A 22,775-nucleotide genomic window follows, 5' to 3' on the forward strand; every position below is an offset into this window, starting at 1 on the left:
CGCGGACGGCCTCCCCACACAGGTCAGAGGGTTCCTACGAGCGGAACCTCACGCTCACTTGGAAGTGAGCGTGAGGGTCAGCGTCGAGGTGTAGACACCCGCGTTGGCGCTGTCAGGCGCCGTGAAGGTGAGGCCGGCGTCGAACAGGGCGCCCGCCGTGCCCGTGGACACGAGCGGCGCGCTGGTCGCGAAGGTCGCGCCGTTGGTGCCCGTGGTGATGCCCGTCTTCAGCGTTGCACCCGCGAAGGCGGAGGGCGCGATCGTCAGCGCGGTGGCCGGGATCGTGTCGGCTCCCTTGGTGAAGGCCGAAGCCGCCGCCGTCAGGTTCCAGCCCTTGAGGTCGTTGCGGTCGTCGACCACGGTGACCTTGCCGAGCGCGGCCGTCTTGTTGGCCCCGCGCGCCACGTCCCCGAAGTCGATCGACGTCTTCTCGGCGTTGAGCGACCACAGGTCGCTCGCCGTGACCTTGGCCGTCAGGTCGACGGTGTCGGTGAGCGTGTCGCCCGAGGCGCTGAGCTTGTCGAACGTGCCCCAGGACAGAACCGTGAACGCCGCATCACCGGGGGCGACGAGCGCCACCGTGTGCGAACCGGCCGGCAGCGACGAGATGTCGATGACCGCGTTGCCCGAGGCGTCCGTGGTGACCTGACCGAGCTTGGTCGGGGTCGACCATGCCCACACGTCGAGCGTCTTGTTCGCCTGAGCGGAGCCCGCCGGCAGCGTCACCGTCGCGTCGCCCTTCGCGGGAGCGGCGATCGTGACCTTGCCTGCGTCGGTGCCCGTGGGCTGCGTCGGTGCGGTCGGCGCAGGCGCGCTGACCGTGCCCGTGAAGGCCTGGTCAGCAGTGCCTGCGGTGTTGGTCGCGCGGAGCGTGAAGCTGTACGCACCCGCAGCCGTCGGCGTGCCCGCGATGACACCGGTCGCCGCGTCGAGGGTCAGACCCGCGGGAAGCGCGCCCGCCTGGACCGCCCACGTGATCGGAGCGGTTCCGGTCGCCGCGATCGTCTGCGTGAACGCGTTGCCCTGCGCGAGCGCATCGAGCGCGGTCGTCGTGATCGCCGGGGCGACCGCCGCCGCGGCAGGCGTGGCGAACGTCCATGTGGCGAGCGCGGGGTTGGGGTTCGCGACGACAGTGATGTAGGTGTAGTCGGCCTCGAGAACGGTGTTGCCGTTGTTCGCGATGAATGCGATGCCGAGCGAGTAGTCCCCGCCAGCGTTCGCCACGCCACCGCTACCGGAAGGCGTGCCCGTACCGGCGGAGATATTGCCGCTCGGCTTGAGGTTCGGAAGCTGAATCCCCCCGGGGGTGAGCGAAAGAGGAGCGGACGCGTTCCAAGCCGCCTGGTTCTTCTCCTGGCCGCGCGGCGCGATGAACGTGCGCACCGAGCCGGCGTCCGCGGGGATCACGAACTTGCTGTTGTAGTCTGCGTCCGACTCCTCAGGGGAGCCGAGGACTGAGTCGTTCCAGCCCTTCACGCTGCCGGCGGGGATCTGGGATCCGTCCTCATCCGACAGAAGGTAGAACGGCTGGGTCGAGCCGACGGTCGGCACGATGGCGGCCGACGCTGAGAGCGCCGGGGTGATGATGAGTGCGACAGCGGCGACGGTGGCGCCGATGCCGATCCCGCTGAGTTTGGTGAACTTCTTCATGGCTGGCTTCTCTTCCTTGTCGCGCGAGTCAGTTGTTGCGGGTGACGACGGTGCCGGTGGGAGCCGAGAAGCCGAACTTGATCTTCACGGCCTTGCTGGTCGTCGGAGAGCCGGACGCTCCCCAGTACGTCAGGCTCGTCGAGGACGAGGTGTTCACGAGGTCCGAGACGCCCTGATCGAACGCCGCATTGCCGGAGGTGATCTTCGCGGTCGGCACGACGATGTAGACGGTGCGGCCCCAGTCCGAGCTGGTGTAGTACGCCGTACTCGGAGCGAGGGCGGGAGCGGTCCCCGTGTAGGGAGCCACGCCGCCGATCGCGCCTGCGGAAACGCCCGCGAAGGTGTTGATGCGTGCCGCACCGTTCACCTGCCCGATGTAGTTGGCGATCGAGAGCGGCACGATCTGGATCTCGTTGTCAGCCGGGGTGAGGACGCGCCCGTCGTTCTCCGGGACGTTGTTCCCACGGGTGTCCACAGCGGTGCCGAGGGCGCTGACGCCGATCTTGCCCAGGAACGTGGTCCACGTCCCCGAGCTGGACTGAAGACCGATGGGCTGCAGCGTGAAACCCGTGCCGCTCAGCGCAGCGCTGGCCGCTGCGAGCGTGTTCGCCGAGTAGATGCTCGTCAGCTGGGCCTTCGTGAGGTCCTCGACGACCGCCTTCGCGGCGACGGCGTCAGCGCCACCCGTGGCGTTGCCGATCTTGTACACATAGCCGATCGCGTCCTGGCCGAACGGGACGTATGTGAGGAGCGAGCCAGCCGTGCCGCCTACCGACGAACTGCGTGCGAAGTCGACCTGGTCCTTGACGTTCACCGTGTTGTAGGTGAACGCGGCTCCGGTGGTCCCGCCCACGGAGGCGACCAGCGCGCTGCGGCCCGCACCGGAGCCGTTGGGGCGGTCGAAGATCGGGCCGAAGGCTTTCGTCTGGATGCCGCCGACGCCGCCGGACACGCCGAGCGTGAAGGCATCCCAGGACGCGAGCGCCTTGCCGTTACCGCTGAGCCTCACCGACGATCCGGTGATCGAGGTGCCGTTGGCCAGCGCGCTCACAGCATCCTGGAGCGTGTCGGAACCGACGATCGAGTAGCCGTCGGTCACCGGATCGGCGTGTGCTGCCGTGCCCACGCCGAAACCGGCGAGTGCCACACCGAATGCCGCGCCCATCGCGGCGAATTTCTTGAGTTTCATGTGATCCATTTCCTTGTCGGGTGATGCAGGGGTGGAGCAGACGAGGCCGCGTACGAACGAGGCCTCAGGGAACCCGCCTTCGCAGACGGGTGATCAGTGGGACGACGGCAGCCCCGAGCGCGCCGCCGAGCACGCTCGCGGGGACCGCGAGAGCGATGGCCCCCATGTCGGGGTCGACGGGGGTCTTGCCACCGGAGAGGGCAGGGCTCGCATTTCCGGTTGCGGACGGTGAGGCGGGTGCGGCCGCGGCCGCATCGGGGGCAGCGGCCGCCGAACTGCGGGTGGCGGACGCGGGAGTCTGTGACGGGATGTACGCAGCCGGGGGTGATGAGGCCGCCGTCGGGGGCGTCGGACCCCGCTCGATCGAATCGGCTGCCGCAAGGGACTGCGCTGCCCAGTCCGCCGGGATCGTCGCGTAGCCGTCGGGAAGCTGCCCGGCCTCGACACCGAGCGTCTGGCCCTCGCTGCTCACGGCGTATCGGATGAACGACGCGTACGCGGCCCGGATCGGTGCGCTCGTCTTCGCGGGATTGTTCGCCGCGTACACCGGCATCGTCAGCGGATAGGCATCCGTCGCCGACTTCGAGGCCTCCGAACCCGAGTCGAATCCGAGCACGCGCCCGTCTGCTCCACTCGGAGACATCGCGGCCGAAGCGGCGAGCATTCCGGATGCCGTCGGGTCGACGAACCTGCCTGCGGGGTTCCGGAGGGATGCGGTGACCACCCGGTAGCGTGCGGCGGCGGCCGTGCTCGTGAGCCCGATGAGACGCTGCGCCCCGGGCAGCATCCGCGAGCTCTTCCCGTACTTCGGTGGCACCGAGTTCGGATCCCATCCGCCCGGACCCTGCGCGTCGCCGCGCAGAGTGAGGTAGGCGACGCCGCTCAGGTCGTTGGCGTAGGGGCGCCACGTGATCAGGTTGAGCGGCCCCTGATTCTTCGGGGTGTACTCGATCGGATCGGCTTTCGGGAAGTCCTCCCGATCGAGCTCGAACGCCGTGCCCGTCGGGTTCACGCTCGCGTCGGTCGAATACCAGGGATTGACGATCATCCCCCACGGGTCGGGCTTGCTCGCCAGGAAGTCACGAGCATCCTGATCGGCGGCGATGTAGGCCCAGACCGCACGCGCTGAGTCCGAGCGCCCCTGTGGCACGATGACGTCGGCGATCGCCGGACCCGACAGGGACTGCGCAGCCCACTCCGGGTCGTTCACCGCGAGGAAGTCGGGGTCCTCCGTGATGTTGTACCCGTTGGTACCGGTGAGATAGCTCGTGTTCGCCCCGGTCGGTATCGCCGACCGGTACGAGTAGCTCAGCAGCTTCGCGACCAGGCGGGGGGTCAAGTTGATGCGGGTGAACGCGGACCGTGCGGCATCGGCGTGCTCGGGGGGCAGCTTCGGGTCGTTCGGGTTCGGGAACCGGTCGATCGCGACCGAGATCGTGACTCCCGTGAGCGCGACGGCGGCGTACTGGAGCGGGTCGTTGCCCTCCGCCGTCTTGAGCGGTCGACTCGTGAGTGCGAGTGGCGCATCGACGGTGGAGGCTGCCGCGTAGGCGGCATCCGACTCCGCACCGGTCAGAAGCGCGTAGGCCGACCCACCCGCCTGAATGCACACGACCGGCTGCCAGGAGTTGACCGCGATCGCCGCGAGCTCACTCCCGGCGATCTGCCGCTCGACACCTCCGATCGGGCACCGACTCCCGACCGGAGCGAACTCGAGCTTCACCGAGAGCGCGTGCCGCCACGAATCGATGAACAGGCCCGACTGGGTGATGTTCGTCGAGCCGTTGTCGGACGTGCCGCGCGGCAGCACGACGAGCCAGCAGTCGGCGCCCTTCGTCGTGCCCCCGACAGTGACCGGCGCTCCGCAACCGAGCCCGTTGGACTGCACGGCGGTCTGGGCTTCGAACGTCACGGAGCCCTTTCCGTCATTGCCGGACCCGACCCACGGGATCTCGTTCGTCGTGTAGGAGCTGAAGAACTGGTTGTTGTTGGGATCGACCGTGTCGTCGATCGACGTGACGCCCGTCACGGGATCGGTCTTGATCCCGTCCACACGCGTGCCGTCACGAGCGACGAACGGGATGGACGTGAAGGGGGGCAGGAACGGCACGGCCGAGGGCGCCGTGTACGGCAGATCAGCCGCGGGTACCTGAGCGAGCGGATAGTTCCGATACCCGTCCCTCGTGGCACCGACGCTTCCCGCGCCCCCGTACTGGCAGGTCGTGCGATCGGGTCGGCTCGCGTCCTGCGGATCATCTCCCCAGCACATGAAGATCTGAAGGAAGTTCTCGCCGCCGTTCCCGCCCGCAGAGGGGGCGATCGACTTCTTCCCTCCGGTCCATGTGAGCCTGATGCCCTGCGACAGCAGATCCTGCGTCTGAGCGACGGTCACGCTCAGGTCGGGCATCGGTGCGGTCGCGAGGTCAGGGTCCTGGCCCTTGGCGGTGATGGTCTTGGCACTATCGTCGACGGCTCTTGCAGCTCCGCTGAAGGCGACGCTCGAGCCCGCCACAAGAGCGAAGACGGCACCGGCTGTCAGCAATCCGCTGATACCGGATGTGAACCAGGTGCGGCGTCGGGCACGCAGCATTGCAGACAATGTTTCTCCAGAGGATTTCCGGCGAGAACCCCATCGCCGACGACCTCAAGCTATGAGCGCACTGTGGCCGCCAGATGAACGACCCGGTAACGAGGCGACTCCACTCGGTGCTCGGGGATCAAACGGATAAAATCCCAGATCAGTGCCACAAAAACTGCGGCCTCTTCTGCTACTTCTCGGTGCCTTTGCCGCGGAGTCGACGCGAGACCAGCGGCGGCACGACGACGGCTGCGAAGAGCAGTGCGCCGGCGGCGAGCATGATCACCTGTGGCGTTCCCCAGCCGTCCGAAGCGAGCGTGAAAGGCGACGACACCGCCTTGCCCGCCGAGGCTGCGGACCCCGACACGAGGTTGCCGTTCGCGTCGTACACGGCATCGGATGCGCCGGCCGCACCTCCACCCGCCGCAGCGGCGTCACCGGAGGTCGCGGCATCCCCACCCGCTGCTCCCCCGCTCGCCTCGGTGCCGGTACCGCCCGTGCCGGTCACAGGAGTATCGACCAACGCGCCGCCCGTTCCTGTCGCGCACTGGGTGGGGCCCTGCTTGTCGCAGTCGGCCGGTTGGGGGGCGGTCGCCGCGAGCTGATTGCTCGATGGTGAATCGCCCGGTTTGAAGGTCGGGTTGTTGCAGGCGTTGAAGTCGACACCGCCGACCGTGCCCGGAATGCTCCCCAGGACATCGGATGCTGCCTGCACCAGGTTCATCGGAAGCGGCGAATACCCCAGCGCCGCGGCCTGCTGCTGGCCCTCGCAGATCATGTACCCGGCGAATTTGCTGAGCGTCTTGCCCTTCTCCGCGGTGAACACCTTGTTCGTCTGCGTCGGCACGATCATGTACGAGTAGCTCGACATCGGATATGTACGGGGATCGGCGTTGTTGTATACGCCGTCGAGATTCTGCGTGAGGTCGGTGTTGATCGCGGCGCCCATGAGGGCCACCGCCACCGATTGATATGTCGGCTCGACGTAATAGCCCTGATTGTTGAGGACTTTCGCGACGGGGAAGCCGGACTTCAGCGCGTACGAATACTCGACGTAGGTGATCGCCCCCTCGCCGTAGCTCTGGCTGACGTAGCCGGCGACCCCGAGCGACCCGTTCTGCCCCTTGAACGTCGAATTGACCTGAGGGAACTGCGACCGCATCCCGTATGTCCACACCGACGGAAATTGCTTCGACATCCACAGCGTGAACTGCGCACTCGTACCCGAGCCGTCCGACCGATACACCGGTGTGATCACCTTGTCCGGCATCGCCAGGGCCGGATTATCGGCTTGGATCGCCGGATCATTCCAATTCACGATGGCGCCCGTGAAGATCTTCGCGATGACCTCACCGGACAACCGCAGATTCGTGACCTGCTTGCCACCGATCTTCAGGTTGTACATCAACGAGGTGCCGCCCGCCACGATCGGCATGTACTTGAACCCCGTCGTCGGAACCTCCGGCGCAGAACCATCCTCGGGCTGCGATTGGAACGGGATCTCACTGATCGCGAAATCCACCGTCTGATTGATGAAGTCCTGCCGACCCGCGGACGAACCCGTACCGCTGTAGTTCACCGTCATCCCATAGTTCGCCGCAACGTTCTTCCGCCACTGATCGAGCGCGTTCTGCGACCACGTCGAGCCGGAACCCGAGATCGGGACGAAAGTGTCCGCATGGGCGGGAAGAGGAATGGCGGCGATCATCGCGGTGATCACCGCGATGGCACCGAACCGGGCCCAGCGGGCGCGAGCACTCACGAACGTGCCTCCTCTTTCGAAGGTGTCGGGTCTGTCGGGTGTGTCGGGTGGTTCTCCGGCCGGATCCGCTCGATTCCGCGCTGTTCGATGCGCTGCAGGTCACGCTGCGAGCCGGCAGCAGCCGCGCGGCGCTGCCGGTCGGAGAGCTGGCCCGGCCCCCGTCCGCCGATCACCCGCGCGATCAGGAAGAGCAGGAGCACGAGGAGGACCAGCACGGCAGCCGCGCCGAACCCGCGGGCGATCATGCTCGGCTCGGGTGACTTGACGAAATCGAACACCTGCAGGGGCAGCGAGATCATCGGCCCCTCGAACGGATTGATGTTCATCTCGGCCGTCACGCCCGACGTGAGCAGGACCGGTGAGGTCTCGCCGATACCGCGCGCCGTGCCGAGAATGACGGCGGTAACGAGCCCCGACCGCGATGTCGGCAGGACGACGTTCCACACGGTGCGCCACCGGGTCGTGCCGAGCGCGTACGAGGCTTCGCGCAGGTTGTTGGGCACGAGGCGCAGCACGACATCGGAGGCCCTGATGATGATCGGCAGCATCATGACGCTGATGGCCAGCGCCGCCGCGAACCCCGACCGCTGGTGGGTGACCAGCGTGACGATCGCGGCGTAGATGAAAAGGCCGGCGACGATCGATGGGAGGGCCGTCATCGCGTCCGAGATCGTGCGGACGAAGCGCGCGAACGGGCCGCCGACCTCGTTGAGGAAGACCGCCGTCGTGATCCCGAGCGGGATCGTGATGATCAGCGCGATGCTGATCTGGATCAGGCTTCCGACGATGGCGTGCGAGATGCCGCCGATGCTCAGCGGATCGAGCGGCCCGGCGAGCTTCATGGTCTCGACGAAGAAGTTCGGGTTCAGCAGAGCAGGCAGGCCCCGCACCACGGTGAAGGCCAGCACGAAGACGAGCGCGCTCAACAGGATCGTTCCCGCCGAGTAGAACAGGGCCGTCATGATGCGATCGCTCACCGTCAGGCGGTCGGCGCGCAGCGATGAGAGGACCGCATAGATGCCGAGGAAGGCGAGGAACGAGATGATCAGCCAGCCGACGAACCCGGTCATCGGGGTGAGCCACCCGAACAGGAGCGTGGCGAGGGCGAGACCGGCGGCGGCAGCGCCGAGCGCATTGAACGAATCATCGAGCGGGATGCTGCGGAGGTCGCGGCGCACTCCCCCGCTGCTGCCGTCACCCTGGGCCGGAATCGAGGTGCGCCGAGGCTCGTCGATGGCAGGATCATCGACGGACGCGTCGTCGATCCGCGATCCGGGTCGTGCTTCGAGGATGGTCATCAGTTGCTCTCCGCCCCTGATCGGCTGCGCGCGACGATCATCGACGCGCTGAAGTTGACGATGAGCGTGATGATGAACAGCACGAGCCCTGCCGCCATCAGCGCCGAGAGACCGAATTGACTCGCTTCGCCGTATCGCAGAGCGATGAGCGCTGAGACGGAGTTGGTGCCGGTCTTGAGCACCTGCCAGTTGATCGAGAAGATCGGCGAGATGATCATGACGACCGCGATCGTCTCGCCGAGCGCCCGGCCGAGCGCGAGCATCGTGCCGCCGATGATGCCGCCGCGACCGAACGGGAGCACGACGGTGCGGATCATCCCCCACCGCGTCGATCCGAGCGCGAGCGCGCCCTCGCGCTCACCGAGCGGCGCCTGCGAGAACGCTTCGCGCATCACCGACGTCTGCGTCGGAACGATCATCAGCGACACCACGATCCCCGCGATGAATGCCGACGACGTGAAGGCGCCCGCATCCGTGATCGGTGCACCGTTCGCATCCGTCACCGCGAAGATCGGGATCCAGCCGAAGTAGGTCGAGATCCACTGCGAGACGGGGATGACGTTGGCCTGCAGGAAGAAGACGCCCCAGAGTCCGAACACGACGCTCGGAACCGCGGCCATCAGGTCCACGAGCGAGATGAGCGTCGACTTGATCCTGCCCGGCACGATCTCGCTGATGAGCAGGGCTGTCGCGAGCGACAGCGGCAGCGCGATCGACAACGCGATGAGCGCGATCGTGACAGTGCCGAAGAGGACGGCGCCCACGCCGAAGCTGCCGGTCTCGGGCGACCACTCCTGCGTCCAGAGGAATGCCGGACCCGATCGTGCGAGGGCCTCGCTCGCACGGCCCGAGAGGAAGATCCCGACCGCGAGCATGATCGCCACCGTCACGCCGCCTGCGGCATAGCACACGGTGCGGAAGACGCGATCGACTCGCACAGGGCGCGACTTCAACGAGCGCGGCTCCCGCGCGTCCGCGCCGCCTGTGGACGGCGTGATGACCTCGGTGACCGAATCTGTCATGTCACCTCCGTGACGGGCTCGGTGTCTGTGCCCGGCGAGACGGATCGGCGCACGGCGTGACGATTGATTTGTGAGCGGCATCGATCGGGCGACGCGCTCCTCGGAGGCATACCCGGCGAAAGCCAGGATGGCGGCAGCAGGTGAACGAGGACCACTCGCCGTGTGTCCTGGGCGTGACGGGCTGTCGTGCGAGGGATGACGGGCGCGCGGACGCGCGTCGACGGCGGGTGTTCACGGCCCCGGACTCTTGGTCGGCGTGGGCTGCGACGTGGGCGACGCCATCGGGGTGGGCGTCGCCTGCGGGGTGGGCGGTGCCGGAGGTGTTCGCGTCACGACGACGACGATCGTTCCCCCGACGCGCACCAGCTCTCCCGGGCCCGGTGCGGAGCCGGCGACGAGGCCGGGGGTCCCCGCGTCGACCTCGGTCAGCTGCGTGGCGAAACCGGCCGCGGTCAGCGCTCCCGTCGCTTCGGCGGGTGAGAGTCCGGCGACGGGCGGCACCGCGTTGTTCCCCGACGCCACACGGAGGGAGACGGCGGACCCGACGGGAGCGAACTCACCCGCCGCAGGTGACGAGCCCAGCACGGTGTCGGCGGGTGACGCGGAGTTCTCGCGCGATACATCGCCGAGAACCAGGCCTGCGCGTGCGATGGCCGCACCGGCGTCGACGAGCGACAGTCGGGCGAGTTCGGGCATGGGAGTGGTCGGCATCGGGGTCTCGACGCCGACGGAATCCTCTGCGGTCGTCGTCGGAGTCGGTGAGGCGGATGCCGGCGCCGACGCGATCGGAGCAGGTGCCGTCGATGCCGCCACCGCCGAGATGCCGACGATCGCGGTCAGCGCCGCGATCGTGGCCGCGATCACCATCCAGGGCTGCCAGCCGCTCCGGCTGCCGGCGGGCCGATCGGCGGAGGCCTGCCGTCGTGGCGCAGGGCTCGGATCGACCGGCACGCTCGTCCGGTACACGCGCGTCACGCCGGTGCGATCCGTCTGGTCGCGCGCTCCTTCCCCCGCCCCGCCCCGGTCCGTCGCGGCGTTCGCGCCGACGGGCCGCGCAGCGCGGGCCGCCGGACCGATCGAGGAGGTCAGAGCCGCTCGCATGGCGGCAGCATCCGCGTACCGATCCTCCGGGCGCTTGAGCAGTACGGTCGTGACGACGCGATCGAGTGATCGCGGCACGTCACGGCGGATCGTGGAGGGCACCGGCGGCGGCGCAGTCAGATGTGCGCGCACGACGGTGGCCGTGTCACCCGCGAACGGCGGTCGGCCGGTGAGGGCGAAATACAGGGTCGCTCCGAGCTGATACAGGTCGCTGCGCTCGCCGACCGGCTGAGCGGACAACTGCTCAGGTGACGCGTACGGCACGCTCGCCACGACAGTCGCCGGCGCTGACCCTCTAGCGCTCAGCAGAGCGTCTGCGCCCGCGGTCGAGCGACCCGGCACATCCGCGAGCCCGAAATCGAGCAATCGGACGCTGCGCGTGAACGCCGCGCGATCGAAAGGAGGCCCGAGCAGCGCGGGATCGAACATGATGTTGGCCGGAGTGATGTCGCGGTGCACGACCCCCCCGGCGTGGGCGGCGGCGAGCGCGTCGAGCGTGGCGTCGGTCAGCGCAACAGCGGCAAGGGTGGCGAGGGGGCCGTGCGCGTGCACGTGGTCGGCAAGACTGACGCCGTGCACGCGTTCCATCGCGATCCACACGATGGGGGGCTCGGCATCGACGGCACCGGCGTCGAAGATCTCGGCGAGGCCGGGGTGGTCGATCGACTGGGCTGCATGCACCTCTTCGAAGAACGCGTCCCAGACCGCGCGTTCGACGGCGAGGTGCGGGTGGAGGAGTTTGAGGGCGACATCGCGGCCGGTCTGCTCATCGACGGCCGCGAACACCGCCGCGGTCCCCCCGCTTCCGAGCAGTGCGCGTAGGTGAAATCGGCCCGCGACCAGCCCTCCCCTCACGAGGCCGATTCCGTCATGCGAGCTGCCTCATCACGAGATCAGTTCCTCGATATCGCGGGGGGCGTCTTCGGCAGCTGCGAGCTCGCCGATCAGACGGAGCGCCAGAGCGCCGGCCTTCCGAGCGGCCGACCTGTTCTCATAACGTCGGGCGCTCATCATGACGAGTTCGTCAGCGCGAGTGACGAACCAGCCCGTGCTGCGCACGCGAGCCGCCGTCGCGGCGCGCACCTCGAGTTCGGGCTGAGACTGCAGCAGGGCGGCGATGTCTGCCATCGCTGCCCGCTCATGTCGATAGAGGCGGCAACCGCGAGCGATCTCACGTTGGTTGTCACTCACCAGTCTCCACGCGAGCACGGGGCCCGCGAGCGAGCGATCGGACTCGGGCGCACGGACGCCTGAGTGGTCGGCGACGATGTCCTCCGCGTTGCGGAGCCAATCCACGGCCGCGCGCTGATCGGGACTGTGAAACCGCGCGAACAGGAAGTGCGCGGTCATCCCCGTCCTCTTTCTCGCGCCGCGTCTGCGTAGTGGGCGCCTGGGAAGATTGCCCGCGGCAGACCACCGCCAGGAAGCCGGCGGGTGAACGAGAGGCGGACAGGTGCGCTACCGGGCGTGAACCCGGCGACATTGCGGGCATGCCCGAAGACGAGTCCGGGGATTCAGAGCCCGAGGGTGTGCGCCACGCCTTGCGTCCGGGCGATCAGCTCGGCGCGCTGCTCCTCCACTCGGACGGGCGCCGTCCCGCCGACACCCGTGCGGCTGCCGACCGACCCCTCCACGGTCAGGACGCCGCGCACGTCCAGTGTGAGGGCCGGAGAGACCTCGGCGAGCAGTGCGTCATCGACATCCGACAGCTCGATGCCGCGCTGCTCGCACGCGGTCACCAACGCGCCCGAGATCTCATGCGCGTCGCGGAACGGCACGCCCTGCTTCACAAGCCATTCGGCGACGTCGGTCGCCAGGCTGAAGCCCTGCGGGGCGAGTTCGGCCATCCGCGCAGCGTCGAATCGAAGCGTCGCCACCATGCCGGTGAAGGCGGGCAGGAGAACTTCGAGGGTCGCGATCGAGTCGAAGACCGGCTCCTTGTCTTCCTGCAGATCGCGGTTGTACGCGAGCGGGAGGCCCTTGAGCGTGGCGAGGAGGCCGGCGAGATTGCCGATGAGCCGCCCCGACTTGCCGCGCGCCAGCTCAGCGATGTCGGGGTTCTTCTTCTGCGGCATGATGCTCGACCCGGTCGAATAGCCGTCATCGAGGGTGACGAAACCGAACTCGCGCGTGTTCCAGATGATGATCTCTTCGGCGAACCGCGACAGGTCGATGCCGATCTGAGCGGCGATGTAGGCGAACTCGGCCACGACGTCACGCGCGGCGGTCCCGTCGATGGAGTTCTCGGAGGGACGGCTCAACCCCAGTTCACGCGCGACGAGCTCGGGATCGAGCCCCAGAGTCGATCCGGCGAGCGCTCCCCCGCCGTACGGTGAGACCGATGCCCGCGCACTCCAGTCACGCAGGCGCTCCAGGTCGCGCACGAGCGGCCACGCGTGAGCCAGCAGGTGGTGTGCCAGCAGCACCGGCTGAGCATGCTGGAGGTGCGTGCGACCCGGCATCACCGCCGCGGGGTGGGCCTCGGCCTGTGCGACGATCGCATCGATCAGTCGCACGATGTCTCGGGCGAGCGTACGTGAGTGGTCGAGCAGGTACATGCGCACCAGCGTCGCGATCTGATCGTTGCGGCTGCGGCCGGCGCGCAGCTTGCCGCCGAGCTCGGGGCCCACGACGCCGATCAGCGCCTGCTCGAGGGCACCGTGTACGTCCTCGTCGCCGGGAGCGGCTTGGAGGGTCCCGTCGACGATCCTCTCGGCGAGGGTGTCAAGGCCCGCGTGCATCGCCTGCTCCTCGTCCGCAGTGAGGTACCCGGCGGCGGCGAGCGCTTTCGCGTGAGCGTGCGACCCGGCGATGTCGTAGAGGGCGAGCGCCCAGTCGAAATGCGTGGAGCGGCTCAGCGCCGCCAGCTCGGGCGACGGCCCTGAGGCGAACCTGCCGCCCCACAGTGCGCCTTCATTGGTGGCGTTGCTCTGGGACTCACTCACCGGGCCAGCCTACCGAGAGCCACTGTGCGCACCCAGCCGAGCGTACGAACAGGGACACCATGGTGGTTGGCTCGGGGCCGCTTGCGGCACGTTATTCTCCACGACCGGATCGGAAAGGGCGCGCGACCTCGAGGTGGCGATCATGCCGCTGAGACGGACGGCTGTCGGAGGGTTTCCACACGAAATCGCCTCCAGGAGCGCAGCCCGAACAAGAGGACCGCGCAGGAAGCGATCACCGCGGGGAACCCCGCGACGACCCCCGCCGCCAGAGGTATGGCTCCGCAGAAGCCGCTCAGAAATCCGAGCGGCAGCGACCACTCGAGTCGAACGCCGGACCGCACCATCGACGGCGCGAGCGCGATCGTGGCCACGATGCCGATCAGCCCCGCATAGATGAGCAGGAACGCCCAGAACGTGCCCAGACCGGGGATGTCGACAGCTCCGCTATCGCGTTCGCTCGCGATCCGAAAGGCGATCATCAGTACGGCACTGGCCGCGGACGCGCTCACCAAAGCAAGGAGGTGCGCGAGCCTCCAACCGCCGCTCCGGCCCGCCACGAGACTCGACACGCCCAGTGCCAGCAGTGACGGGCCGACCACGATCCACAAGCATGCCCCGACCACCGGGCTGCCGAAAGTTGCAAGGAACATTCCAGTGATGAACGCGACTATCGCCAAGCTAGATGTCGCGATCGGCAGGACGAAACGCGTTCGCTCGAAAGCTCCCGCGGCGCGGAGTGCCGCCCGGTCTCGTTTGCTGAGGCGGCTGGCGCCGTCGGCGTCAGCGCTCTGCAGATACATCCCTTTGAGGGTGAGTTCGTGCAGATCTCGCCAGCGTCGCGGGTACCACCGCATCATCTGCTCCAGCTCCCGCTCGATCGCCCTCATGCTGTCGTCGCCTTTCCGGCCATGCCGAACAGTCGATCCTGCGCAAGCCGGATCCGCGCAGCCAGTTCGGAAGCCCTGGTTGCGAGTACCTCTCTCCCTGATCCGGACAAGACGTAATACCGCCGAGTGCGCCCTCGGATCTCCTCTTCACCATCTGATCGGATCCAGCCTCTTGTGATCATCACCTCGAAGCACGCGTACGCCGTGGCGACAGCCACCCTCCTGCCGAGTTGAGACTCGGCCTCTTTCAGCAGGGAGTATCCGTGTCGCGGACCGGCCGCAAGCCCGGTCAACATGGCGAACTGGAGATCTGTGACGGGCACGCGAAAACGTTAGCACCCTTATATTCCACCCGGCAAGAATATGGCGAGAACTGATATCCCCATATACCGTCGACTGCGAAACTGCTCCGGCTATGCACTACGGCGAACTCAATCCGGCGAGATGGAGATGCCGACGATCCCCACGAGAGACAACCATGATTCGACTTAACCCTTACCTGAGCGCCGCTGCGATCAGCTTGTTCATCGTCAGCACATTCGATGGTGTCCCCCGCACAGCGGTGGACGGCCCATCCAACAAGCTGAAGGCGCTCACGGCTACTTCCGCGTCAGCCAGCACTCCTCACCTCCTTGACGGAGCGGTCAGTGCGGATCAGACCGGCGTCTCCCTCCCCAACAGCTCAGCAGACCCGGTTGTAGTCGGGCACGGGCGGGGTCAGATCACCGTCAGGTTGCCTGGCGGTGCCGCCGCGGCCGAGGCCATCGGCGACGGGCTCGTGGGGTACGACGGAGGTGACGGCACAACTTCGGTGCCTATCGCAAAGGAGGACGGCTCCGTGCAGTTCACCACCATCATCGAATCCCCAGACAGCCCCACCTCGTTCCGATATGACCTGGACCTTCCTGTCGGAGCGAAACTCGAACAAGTCGAAGACGGCGGGGTTGCTGTCGTCGGGGGCGACGGCACCGTGCTTTACGGCATCCTTGCACCGTGGGCAGTGGATGCCACTGGAGCAGCCGTCGACACCAAGTACGTCCTGGAGGGCACCGCTCTCGTGCAGGTGGTCGACCACAGCGCCGCCAGCAAATATCCGGTCGTCGCTGACCCCTGGCTCGGTGGCACCTGGGTGCAGGAATGGGCTTGGTACAGCGGCATCGTTCGCATCGCTTTGACTCCGACGACCTTCGCGCAGTGGGCATGCCCCGGCAACGTCGTGTGCGCGGCAGCCTGGCAGGGCGCCGTCCAGTCGGAGCTTGCCGGCGTGCAGATCAACGCCGCGAACAAGGACAAGGTGAACAGGGCGACCACGGGCAACCAAATCGGGTGCCACATGGTCGTTGGGCCTCTGAAGAGCCCGTGGAATCTTGAGACGGACAAACCCGACTACGGGCTCGCCGGCTTCATCGCCGCCGCCTGCAACCCATAACGGCAGGTCCTGGACTACATCGTCTGATGCGGCGGTCGCCGACCTTCGTTCCGGCCTCCGAGAGTCGGGAGCACGGATCGATGCGCCCCGGCCGAGCCGTCGTCAGCGACCCGGACCGACCGGGGTCGACAACACACGGGAGAACCGATCCATGACCCATTCCAGGGGTCCGCGACCGACGAGCAAGGCCCAGGCGGTGCAGCCGACGATCGTGCAGATCGCGAAAGGAGCGAACGGCTCCAGCGCCCGGAATCCCCAGAGGTTCCCGGTATCGCCGAGCACCGCAGCCGCGACGATCGCCCACGCGACGATCTGCGCGGTGTATGCGGTGAGCGGCATGGCTCCGACCGCGCGCAGCGGCACCGCCGGATAACGCAGGACCGTACGGCACAGCAGCAGGCACGCGCCGACGACGGCGATCGCGAATCCACCGGAACCGATCACCTCCAGCAGGCCGGTGGAGTGCGCGCGAGCGGTCCAGAGCTGGTTCCAATACGAGAGATTCTCGGATGCCGCGTCCGTGCCGCTCACGGCGTCCAGTCCGTAGCCGATTGCGGCCAGCGCGGCGCCGGCCACGAGCATCCACACCTGCACCGCCCCCCGCCGGATGCCGAGCCGGGCAAAGCCCATACCCGCAGCGATGAACGCGATCCAGGTCACGAACGGGTAGTGCCAGCCGAGTGCGGCGGCGACCTCTTCGCCGGCGGCGGTGGCCCAGAACGGCAGCTCGTCGAGCCAGACCTGCACGAAGGGCATGACGAGCGCCAGTGCCGCAGCCAACGACAGCAGCACGCGAGCGCTGAGCGGCACGAGGAGGATCGACAGCACGAACAGGAAGGCATAGGCCTGCAGGATGACGTAAACCGGCACCCCGGTGACGACCAGGAGCACGCCGAGCAGCCACAGGAATATCGCCCGAGCGACCAACCGGATGCGCACGACGCGCAGCTGGGCGCCACGAGCGGGCCGGGCGCCGCCCGAGAGCAGCCCGATCGAGACACCCGCGATCGTCGCGAAGAGGATCGACGATCGTCCGTCCGCCACGCCGATCCAGGTCGCGGGGTCGGCGAGGTCGACCTCCGGGAGCGCGAGGAGGTGCGCGGCGAACATGCCGAGCACCGCGAGGCCGCGTGCGAGGTCGATGCCGGCGATACGCTCAGGGCCGTCGAGACGGGCCCAGCGTGTCGCCAGCCAGCCGGCTTCCGGTATCGACGGCGCGCGCTCGCTCAACGGCCAGGCCCATCCAGCCGTTTCGACGCGCTACGCGCTTCCCCAGGCCAGAAGCTCCCGGAGTCTTGACGAGGATCCTCGGTCAGCCCTGCCGCAGCAGCCATACGAGCAGCGCCTTCTGGGCGTGGAGCCGGTTCTCCGCCTCGTCCCACACGACACTCTGCGGTCCGTCGATGATCTCGGCGTCGACCTCGTAACCGCGGTCGGCAGGAAGACAGTGGATGAAGATCGCGTCCGGCTGCGCGAGCGACATGAGCTCTCGCGTGACCTTGTACTCGCCCAGATCGCGAAGGCGTGAGAGCTTCTCTTCCTCCTTGCCCATCGACACCCACGTGTCGGTGACGATCACGTCGGCGCCGGCCGCGGCCTCCAGCGGGTCGGTGTACAGCGTGACCGACCCGCCTGTCTCCGCCGCTCTGCGGTCGGCGTCGGCGATCACGTCCTCGCGTGGCGCGTACGACTCGGGGGACGCGACGCGAACGTGCATTCCCGCCGTCACACCGGCCAGGACGTACGAGTGCGCCATGTTCGAGCGGCCGTCGCCGAAGAATGACAGCGTGAGGCCTTCGAGATCACCCTTGTGCTCGCGAATCGTGAGGAGATCGGCCAGCAGCTGGCAGGGGTGGAAGTCGTCGCTCAGCGCGTTGACCACCGGAACCGTCGTACCTTCCGCCATCTCTTCCAGGCCCGCCTGCGCGTAGGTGCGCCAGACGATCGCGGCGACCTGGCGCTCGAGCACTCGGGCCGTGTCGGCCGGGGTCTCCTTGCCGCCGAGCTGGCTGTTGGCCGTCGAGATGATCAGGGGTGACCCGCCGAGGTCGGCGATACCGACCGCGAACGAGACGCGCGTGCGCGTGGAGGATTTGTCGAAGATGACCGCGACGGTCTGGGGCCCTGCCAGGCTCTTGTCGGCCCAGCGGTCCTTCTTCAGCTCGATCGCGAGGTCGATGATCTCGCGCTGCTCGGCAGCGGTCAGGTCATCGTCGCGCAGCAGGTGGCGGGTCATGCGGGAATCTCCTCTTCGGATCCGGATGCCTCGAGCATCAGCGCGTCCTCGACGGTCTTGAGCGCGGCGGCGAAGAGGCCCGCGAACTCGTCGACCTCGACGTCCCCGATCGTGAGGGCGGGAGCGAGCCTGATCGTCTCGTCGTTGGCAGCGTTGACGATGAGGCCATGCTCCTGCGCGGCAGCGACGACGGCAGCGGCGATGGGATGCCGCAGCCCGATGCCGATGAGCAGCCCCTGGCCCCGGCATCCCTCCACCAGCGGCGACTCGATCGCGTCGACGGCAGCCCGGATCTGAGCCCCCCGCTCCGTCGCGTTGCGGAGGAGCCCCGCCTCTTCGATCTCGGCGAGCACCGCTCCCGCGACAGCCGTGCCGAGCGCGTTCCCCCCGAAGGTCGAGCCGTGAGTACCGGGATAGAACAGGTCGCTCGCCGCGCCGTAGGTGATGAGCGCGCCGATCGGGAAACCGCCTCCGATGCCCTTGGCGACGGTGATCGCATCCGGCGTGATGCCCGTGTGCTGGAAAGCGAACCACTCGCCCGTGCGGCCCGCACCGGTCTGGATCTCATCCAGGATCAGCAGGGCTCCGTGACGCGCGGTCAACGCGCGTGCGGCCTCGAGGTAGCCCTCGGGAAGCTCGATCACACCCGCCTCGCCCTTGATCGGCTCGACGAAGAGCGCCGCGACCCGCTCGTCCAGCGCCGCGTCGAGTGCGTCGATCGTCGAGTCGATGAACTCGACACCGGGCACCATCGGGAGGAACGGCTCTTGCATCGCCGGCTTGCCGGTGAGCGCCAGCGTTCCCATGGTGCGACCGTGGAAGGCGCTCTTCAACGCGAGGATGCGCGGGCGGCCCTGGCCCCCGTTCTTCGCCGCGCCGTGCAGACGGGCGAGTTTGAACGCGGCCTCGTTTGCCTCAGCACCGGAGTTTCCGAAGTACACCCGGCCGGCGTCGCCCGTGCCCGCGATGCGCTTCAGCCGCGCGGCGAGCTCGAGCTGAGGCGGCGTTGCGAAGTAGTTGGAGACGTGCGCGAGGGTGGCCGCCTGACGCGCGATCGCCTCGACGAAGACCGGATGCGCGTGCCCCAGCGAGTTGACGGCGATGCCGGCCAGGAAGTCGAGGTAGCGCCGACCCTCGGCATCCCAGACATACGCGCCCTCGCCGCGGACGAGCAGAGCGAGGCGGTCTCCGAGGTTGCGCACCAGATCGCGGCCCACGTCCTCTTGCCACGTCGTCCCCCTCGGGCCCGCCACCGGGGCGTTCTGCGCTGCGCCGTTCCCCGTGCCGCCGTTCCCCGTGCCACCGTTCACTGTGCCACCACCTCTGTTCCGATTCCCTTGCTCGTGAAGATCTCGACGAGCACCGAGTGCGGCACCCGCCCATCGATGATCGCCGCCGTCTCGACACCGCTCTCGACCGCGTCCAGGCAGGCCTGCATCTTCGGGATCATCCCGGACTCCAGGCGCGGCATGATCGTGCGCAGCTCTGCCGAGGTCAGATGCGAGACGAGCGAGTCGCGATTGGGCCAGTCGGCGTAGAGCCCGGGCACATCGGTCAGCACGACGAGCTTCGTCGCCTTGAGCGCGACCGCGAGTGCCGCAGCCGCGGCGTCGGCATTGACGTTGAGCGAGTGACCGGGATGATCGAGGTCGGGCGCGATGCTCGAGACCACGGGGATGCGCCCTGCAGCGAGGTGGTCGAGCACGGGCCGCGGATCCACCGTGACGACGTCGCCGACACGTCCGAGATCGTGCTCGACGCCGTCGACGGTCACACCCCGGCGGCGGCCGCCGAACAGCCCCGCGTCCTCACCCGACAGCCCGGTCGCGAGGGGTCCGTGAGCGTTGATCCGTGCGACCAGCTGAGGATTGATCTGGCCGGTCAGCACCATTCGGACGACCGAGATCGCCTCGGTGCTCGTCACTCGGTACCCGCCTTTGAACTCGCTCGGGATCGCGAGGCGGTCGAGCATCGATGAGATCTGCGGGCCGCCGCCGTGCACGACGACCGGCTTGACCCCGACGTACCGGAGATAGGCGATGTCGGCGGCGAACGCATCCTGGAGCTCGTCGCTGACCATGGCGTTGCCGCCGTACTTGATGACGACGATCTGGTCGCGGAACCGCTTCAGCCACGGCAGCGACTCGATCATCGTGACCGCACGGGCGCTGGCCGCGGCGGGATCGGTGTCTTGGATGTCGGTCATGAGGCGTACGCGCTGTTCTCGTGCACGTAATCATGGGTGAGGTCGTTCGTGAGGACGATCGCCGTCGCCGAGCCCACTTTCAGGTCGATCTCGAGCGTCACCGCCCTCGGCGTCAGATCGACCTCTTCCCGCGGGCGATCGGGGCCGCCACGGCTGCACACGCGCACACCGTTCATCGACACATCGACGTCGTACGGGTCGAACTGCGCGGTCGTCGTACCGATCGCGGCGAGCACGCGGCCCCAGTTCGGATCGTTGCCGAAGATCGCCGCCTTGAAGAGGTTGTTGCGGGCGACGCTCCGGCCCACCTCGACCGCCTCGTCTTCCGACGCCGCGTTCCGGACGACGATGCGGATGTCGTGGCTCGCGCCCTCCGCGTCGGACTGCAGCTGTTCGGCCAGGTCGATGCACACCGTTGCGAGCGCGTCGGCGAAGGATCCCGGCGCCGGGGTGACGCCGGACGCTCCGCTGACCATGAGGGTCACCTGATCGTTCGTCGACATGCAGCCGTCCGAGTCGAGTCGGTCGAAGCTCACCCGTGTGGCGTGGCGCAGGGCTTCGTCGGCTTCGGCGGCGGTCAGGACGGCGTCCGTCGTGATCACGACGAGCATCGTGGCAAGGCCGGGTGCCAGCATCCCGGCTCCTTTCGCCATGCCGCCGATCGTCCATCCGCCTTCGGTGTGGACGACCCGCTTGGGGCGGGAGTCGGTCGTCATGATCGCGAGGGATGCTGCCTCGCCGCCGTCGGTCGACAGCTCGGCGATCCCCTGCGCCGTGCCGTCGAGGACCTTGGCCCGGAACACCTCGTCACCTGTCCCGATGAGCCCCGTCGAGCACACCAGGATGTCGCCGGCGCTCACACCGAGGAGCTCGGCCGCCCTCTCGGCGGTCTGGTGAGTGGTCTGGAAGCCGAACGACCCGGTGAAGCAGTTGGCCCCGCCCGAATTGAGCACGATCGCCTCGACGACGCCGTCCTGAATCGCCTGCTGCGACCAGAGGATGGGATTGGCCTTCGCGCGATTGCTCGTGAAGACGGCAGCAGCGGTCTTCAGCGGGCCGCGGTTGACCACGACGGAAACATCGGGCTTGCCGGTCGATTTGAGACCGACGGCGACGCCGGCGGCTTCGAATCCTCGGGGGGCGGTGACGCTCACGGCGCGACTCCGTTCACGGTGAGTGCGGTGCCCTCGGCGAGGCCCAGGGCGAGGTTCATGGACTGGATGGCAGCGCCGGCGGTGCCTTTGACGAGATTGTCGACGGCGGCGATGACCACGACGCGGCCGGCGGCGCGGTCGATCGCGAGACCGATCAGCGCGGTGTTGGCGCCGAGCACGTCGGCTGTGCGCGGGAACTGCCCCTCGGGCAGGAGCTGCACGAACGTCTCGTCCGCGTACGCGCTCTCCCACGCCTGCCTGATCTCGGCGTCGGTGGCACCCGACGTAATCGGAGCGGTGCTGGTGGCGAGGATCCCCCGCGACATCGGCACGAGGACGGGCGTGAACGAGATACGGATGCTCTCGTCGGCGTGGGGAACGTCGGAGGAATCGGTCTTCGTCGGAGGATGGGCGCCGAATCCTCCGACATTCGACGAATTCTCCGACGCGCGCGCGGCTGCGGCGAGCGCCTGTCGGATCTCGGGGATGTGCCGATGGGTTCCGCCCACGGCATACGGATTGGCCGTTCCGAGGATTTCCGCGCCGAGCAGATTCGTCTTGAGGCTCTTGCCCGCGCCGCTCGGGCCGACGGCCAGCACCGTCACGATGTCGGACGTGTCGATGACGCCCGCCGCGACTCCCGGCGCGAGACTCAGACTCACCGTGGACGCGTTGCACCCAGGAGCGGCGATGCGGGATGCTCCGACCAGCCGCTGACGCTGCTTGATGCCGTCCACGAGAAGCTCTGGCACGCCGTAGACCCACGGCTGGTGGAAGACGCCTCCGTAGAACCGGTCCCAATCGGCGGCCGACTCGAGGCGGTGGTCGGCGCCGGCGTCGATCACGAGCGGAGTGTTCGCCAGGGCCTCGGTGTACTGCCCGGACTGCCCATGGGGCAACGCGAGGAAGACGATGTCGTGCCCGGCGAGGACCTCGGGGGTGGTCTCCTGCAGGGCGAGGTGCGCGAGCGAGCGCAAGTGCGGCTGATGCTGGATGAGGGGCTGCCCCGCGTTCGAATGCGCGGTGACGGTGCGGATCTCGACGTCGGGATGTGCAGCGAGTATTCGCAGGATCTCGCCGCCCGCATAGCCGGATGCGCCGGAGACGGCGACCGAATATGTCATGGATTCCACCTTAGAGTCTGGGGTCGTGGGCTTCCGACGGCGACGCCGACGACTCCCCGGATCCGAGGTGCGCAGCGTCGCCTAGAGTCGGCGTCCGTCCAGACGTCGGCGCGCGGGAGAGACGCTCGGAACGAGCGTGGCGGAGAACGGCGCAGCCGAAGGCATGGGGCGACGATAGCCGCCCGGCCGCGGCA

The 22,775-nt window shown here is 68.0% G+C and carries 18 protein-coding genes; 1 reads left to right on the plus strand and 17 read right to left on the minus strand.

Features of this window, described 5'->3' with window-relative positions; translation table 11 throughout:
• Nucleotides 1-54 precede the first annotated feature (54 nt).
• The 11 genes from F6B43_RS05010 to F6B43_RS05060 all read right to left on the minus strand — a co-directional run bounded on the left by F6B43_RS05010 (nucleotide 55) and on the right by F6B43_RS05060 (nucleotide 14,755).
• Nucleotides 55-1,650 carry an Ig domain-containing protein gene (locus F6B43_RS05010; RefSeq protein WP_150447753.1) on the minus strand — a complete coding sequence of 532 codons (1,596 nt, stop codon included), beginning with the start codon at nucleotides 1,648-1,650 and terminating at the stop codon, nucleotides 55-57.
• Between the two features lie 28 nt (nucleotides 1,651-1,678).
• Entirely contained in the window at nucleotides 1,679-2,839 is a 1,161-nt protein-coding gene (locus F6B43_RS05015; RefSeq protein WP_150447754.1) for a hypothetical protein, read from the minus strand.
• 64 nt (nucleotides 2,840-2,903) lie between these two features.
• Nucleotides 2,904-5,429, minus strand: coding sequence for a hypothetical protein (locus F6B43_RS05020; RefSeq protein ID WP_150447755.1), 2,526 nt, complete (start codon nucleotides 5,427-5,429; stop codon nucleotides 2,904-2,906).
• A gap of 178 nt (nucleotides 5,430-5,607) precedes the next feature.
• Complete coding sequence (pstS, locus tag F6B43_RS05025) at nucleotides 5,608-7,179, minus strand: phosphate ABC transporter substrate-binding protein PstS (RefSeq protein ID WP_150447756.1); 1,572 nt, start codon at nucleotides 7,177-7,179, stop codon at nucleotides 5,608-5,610.
• The gene (gene pstA, locus F6B43_RS05030; RefSeq protein ID WP_150447757.1) at nucleotides 7,176-8,477 is read right to left on the minus strand and encodes a phosphate ABC transporter permease PstA; all 1,302 of its coding nucleotides are present in this window, start codon (nucleotides 8,475-8,477) and stop codon (nucleotides 7,176-7,178) included. Before pstA ends, pstS begins: the two co-directional genes overlap by 4 nt.
• Nucleotides 8,477-9,499 carry a phosphate ABC transporter permease subunit PstC gene (gene pstC, locus F6B43_RS05035; RefSeq protein WP_150447758.1) on the minus strand — a complete coding sequence of 341 codons (1,023 nt, stop codon included), beginning with the start codon at nucleotides 9,497-9,499 and terminating at the stop codon, nucleotides 8,477-8,479. The genes pstA and pstC overlap by 1 nt, the downstream gene beginning before the upstream one ends.
• Before the next feature lie 231 nt (nucleotides 9,500-9,730).
• Complete coding sequence (locus F6B43_RS05040) at nucleotides 9,731-11,455, minus strand: protein kinase domain-containing protein (RefSeq protein WP_150447759.1); 1,725 nt, start codon at nucleotides 11,453-11,455, stop codon at nucleotides 9,731-9,733.
• Between the two features lie 30 nt (nucleotides 11,456-11,485).
• Nucleotides 11,486-11,950 (minus strand): hypothetical protein, encoded by a 465-nt coding sequence (locus tag F6B43_RS05045; protein WP_150447760.1) that lies wholly within the window; start codon nucleotides 11,948-11,950, stop codon nucleotides 11,486-11,488.
• Nucleotides 11,951-12,114: 164 nt separating this feature from the next.
• Nucleotides 12,115-13,545, minus strand: a complete 1,431-nt coding sequence (gene argH / locus F6B43_RS05050) for an argininosuccinate lyase (protein WP_150447761.1) — start codon at nucleotides 13,543-13,545, stop codon at nucleotides 12,115-12,117.
• Between the two features lie 140 nt (nucleotides 13,546-13,685).
• Complete coding sequence (locus tag F6B43_RS05055) at nucleotides 13,686-14,432, minus strand: hypothetical protein (protein WP_150447762.1); 747 nt, start codon at nucleotides 14,430-14,432, stop codon at nucleotides 13,686-13,688.
• Nucleotides 14,429-14,755, minus strand: coding sequence for a PadR family transcriptional regulator (locus F6B43_RS05060; protein ID WP_150447763.1), 327 nt, complete (start codon nucleotides 14,753-14,755; stop codon nucleotides 14,429-14,431). The genes F6B43_RS05055 and F6B43_RS05060 overlap by 4 nt, the downstream gene beginning before the upstream one ends.
• A gap of 155 nt (nucleotides 14,756-14,910) precedes the next feature.
• Here F6B43_RS05060 and F6B43_RS05065 point away from each other — a divergent pair, with 155 nt between their 5' ends.
• Complete coding sequence (locus tag F6B43_RS05065; protein ID WP_170285562.1) at nucleotides 14,911-15,861, plus strand: DUF2599 domain-containing protein; 951 nt, start codon at nucleotides 14,911-14,913, stop codon at nucleotides 15,859-15,861.
• A 102-nt stretch (nucleotides 15,862-15,963) separates the two neighbouring features.
• Here the strand turns inward: F6B43_RS05065 and F6B43_RS05070 are convergent, their stop codons facing one another.
• From F6B43_RS05070 to F6B43_RS05095, 6 genes are all read right to left on the minus strand, one after another.
• Entirely contained in the window at nucleotides 15,964-17,091 is a 1,128-nt protein-coding gene (locus F6B43_RS05070) for a heparan-alpha-glucosaminide N-acetyltransferase domain-containing protein (protein WP_246159805.1), read from the minus strand.
• An 82-nt stretch (nucleotides 17,092-17,173) separates the two neighbouring features.
• Nucleotides 17,174-18,097 (minus strand): ornithine carbamoyltransferase, encoded by a 924-nt coding sequence (argF, locus tag F6B43_RS05075; RefSeq protein WP_150447765.1) that lies wholly within the window; start codon nucleotides 18,095-18,097, stop codon nucleotides 17,174-17,176.
• Nucleotides 18,094-19,350 (minus strand): acetylornithine transaminase, encoded by a 1,257-nt coding sequence (locus tag F6B43_RS05080; protein WP_150448441.1) that lies wholly within the window; start codon nucleotides 19,348-19,350, stop codon nucleotides 18,094-18,096. The genes argF and F6B43_RS05080 overlap by 4 nt, the downstream gene beginning before the upstream one ends.
• Nucleotides 19,351-19,403: 53 nt before the next feature.
• Nucleotides 19,404-20,303, minus strand: a complete 900-nt coding sequence (gene argB / locus F6B43_RS05085) for an acetylglutamate kinase (protein WP_150447766.1) — start codon at nucleotides 20,301-20,303, stop codon at nucleotides 19,404-19,406.
• The gene (gene argJ / locus F6B43_RS05090; RefSeq protein ID WP_150447767.1) at nucleotides 20,300-21,457 is read right to left on the minus strand and encodes a bifunctional glutamate N-acetyltransferase/amino-acid acetyltransferase ArgJ; all 1,158 of its coding nucleotides are present in this window, start codon (nucleotides 21,455-21,457) and stop codon (nucleotides 20,300-20,302) included. The genes argB and argJ overlap by 4 nt, the downstream gene beginning before the upstream one ends.
• A complete protein-coding gene (locus tag F6B43_RS05095; protein ID WP_150447768.1) occupies nucleotides 21,454-22,581 on the minus strand; it encodes an N-acetyl-gamma-glutamyl-phosphate reductase in 1,128 nt (375 codons plus the stop codon). Before F6B43_RS05095 ends, argJ begins: the two co-directional genes overlap by 4 nt.
• Between the last annotated feature and the right edge of the window lie 194 nt (nucleotides 22,582-22,775).

Origin of the sequence: Microbacterium rhizomatis (assembly GCF_008710745.1) — a bacterium.
Classification (GTDB): domain Bacteria; phylum Actinomycetota; class Actinomycetes; order Actinomycetales; family Microbacteriaceae; genus Microbacterium; species Microbacterium rhizomatis.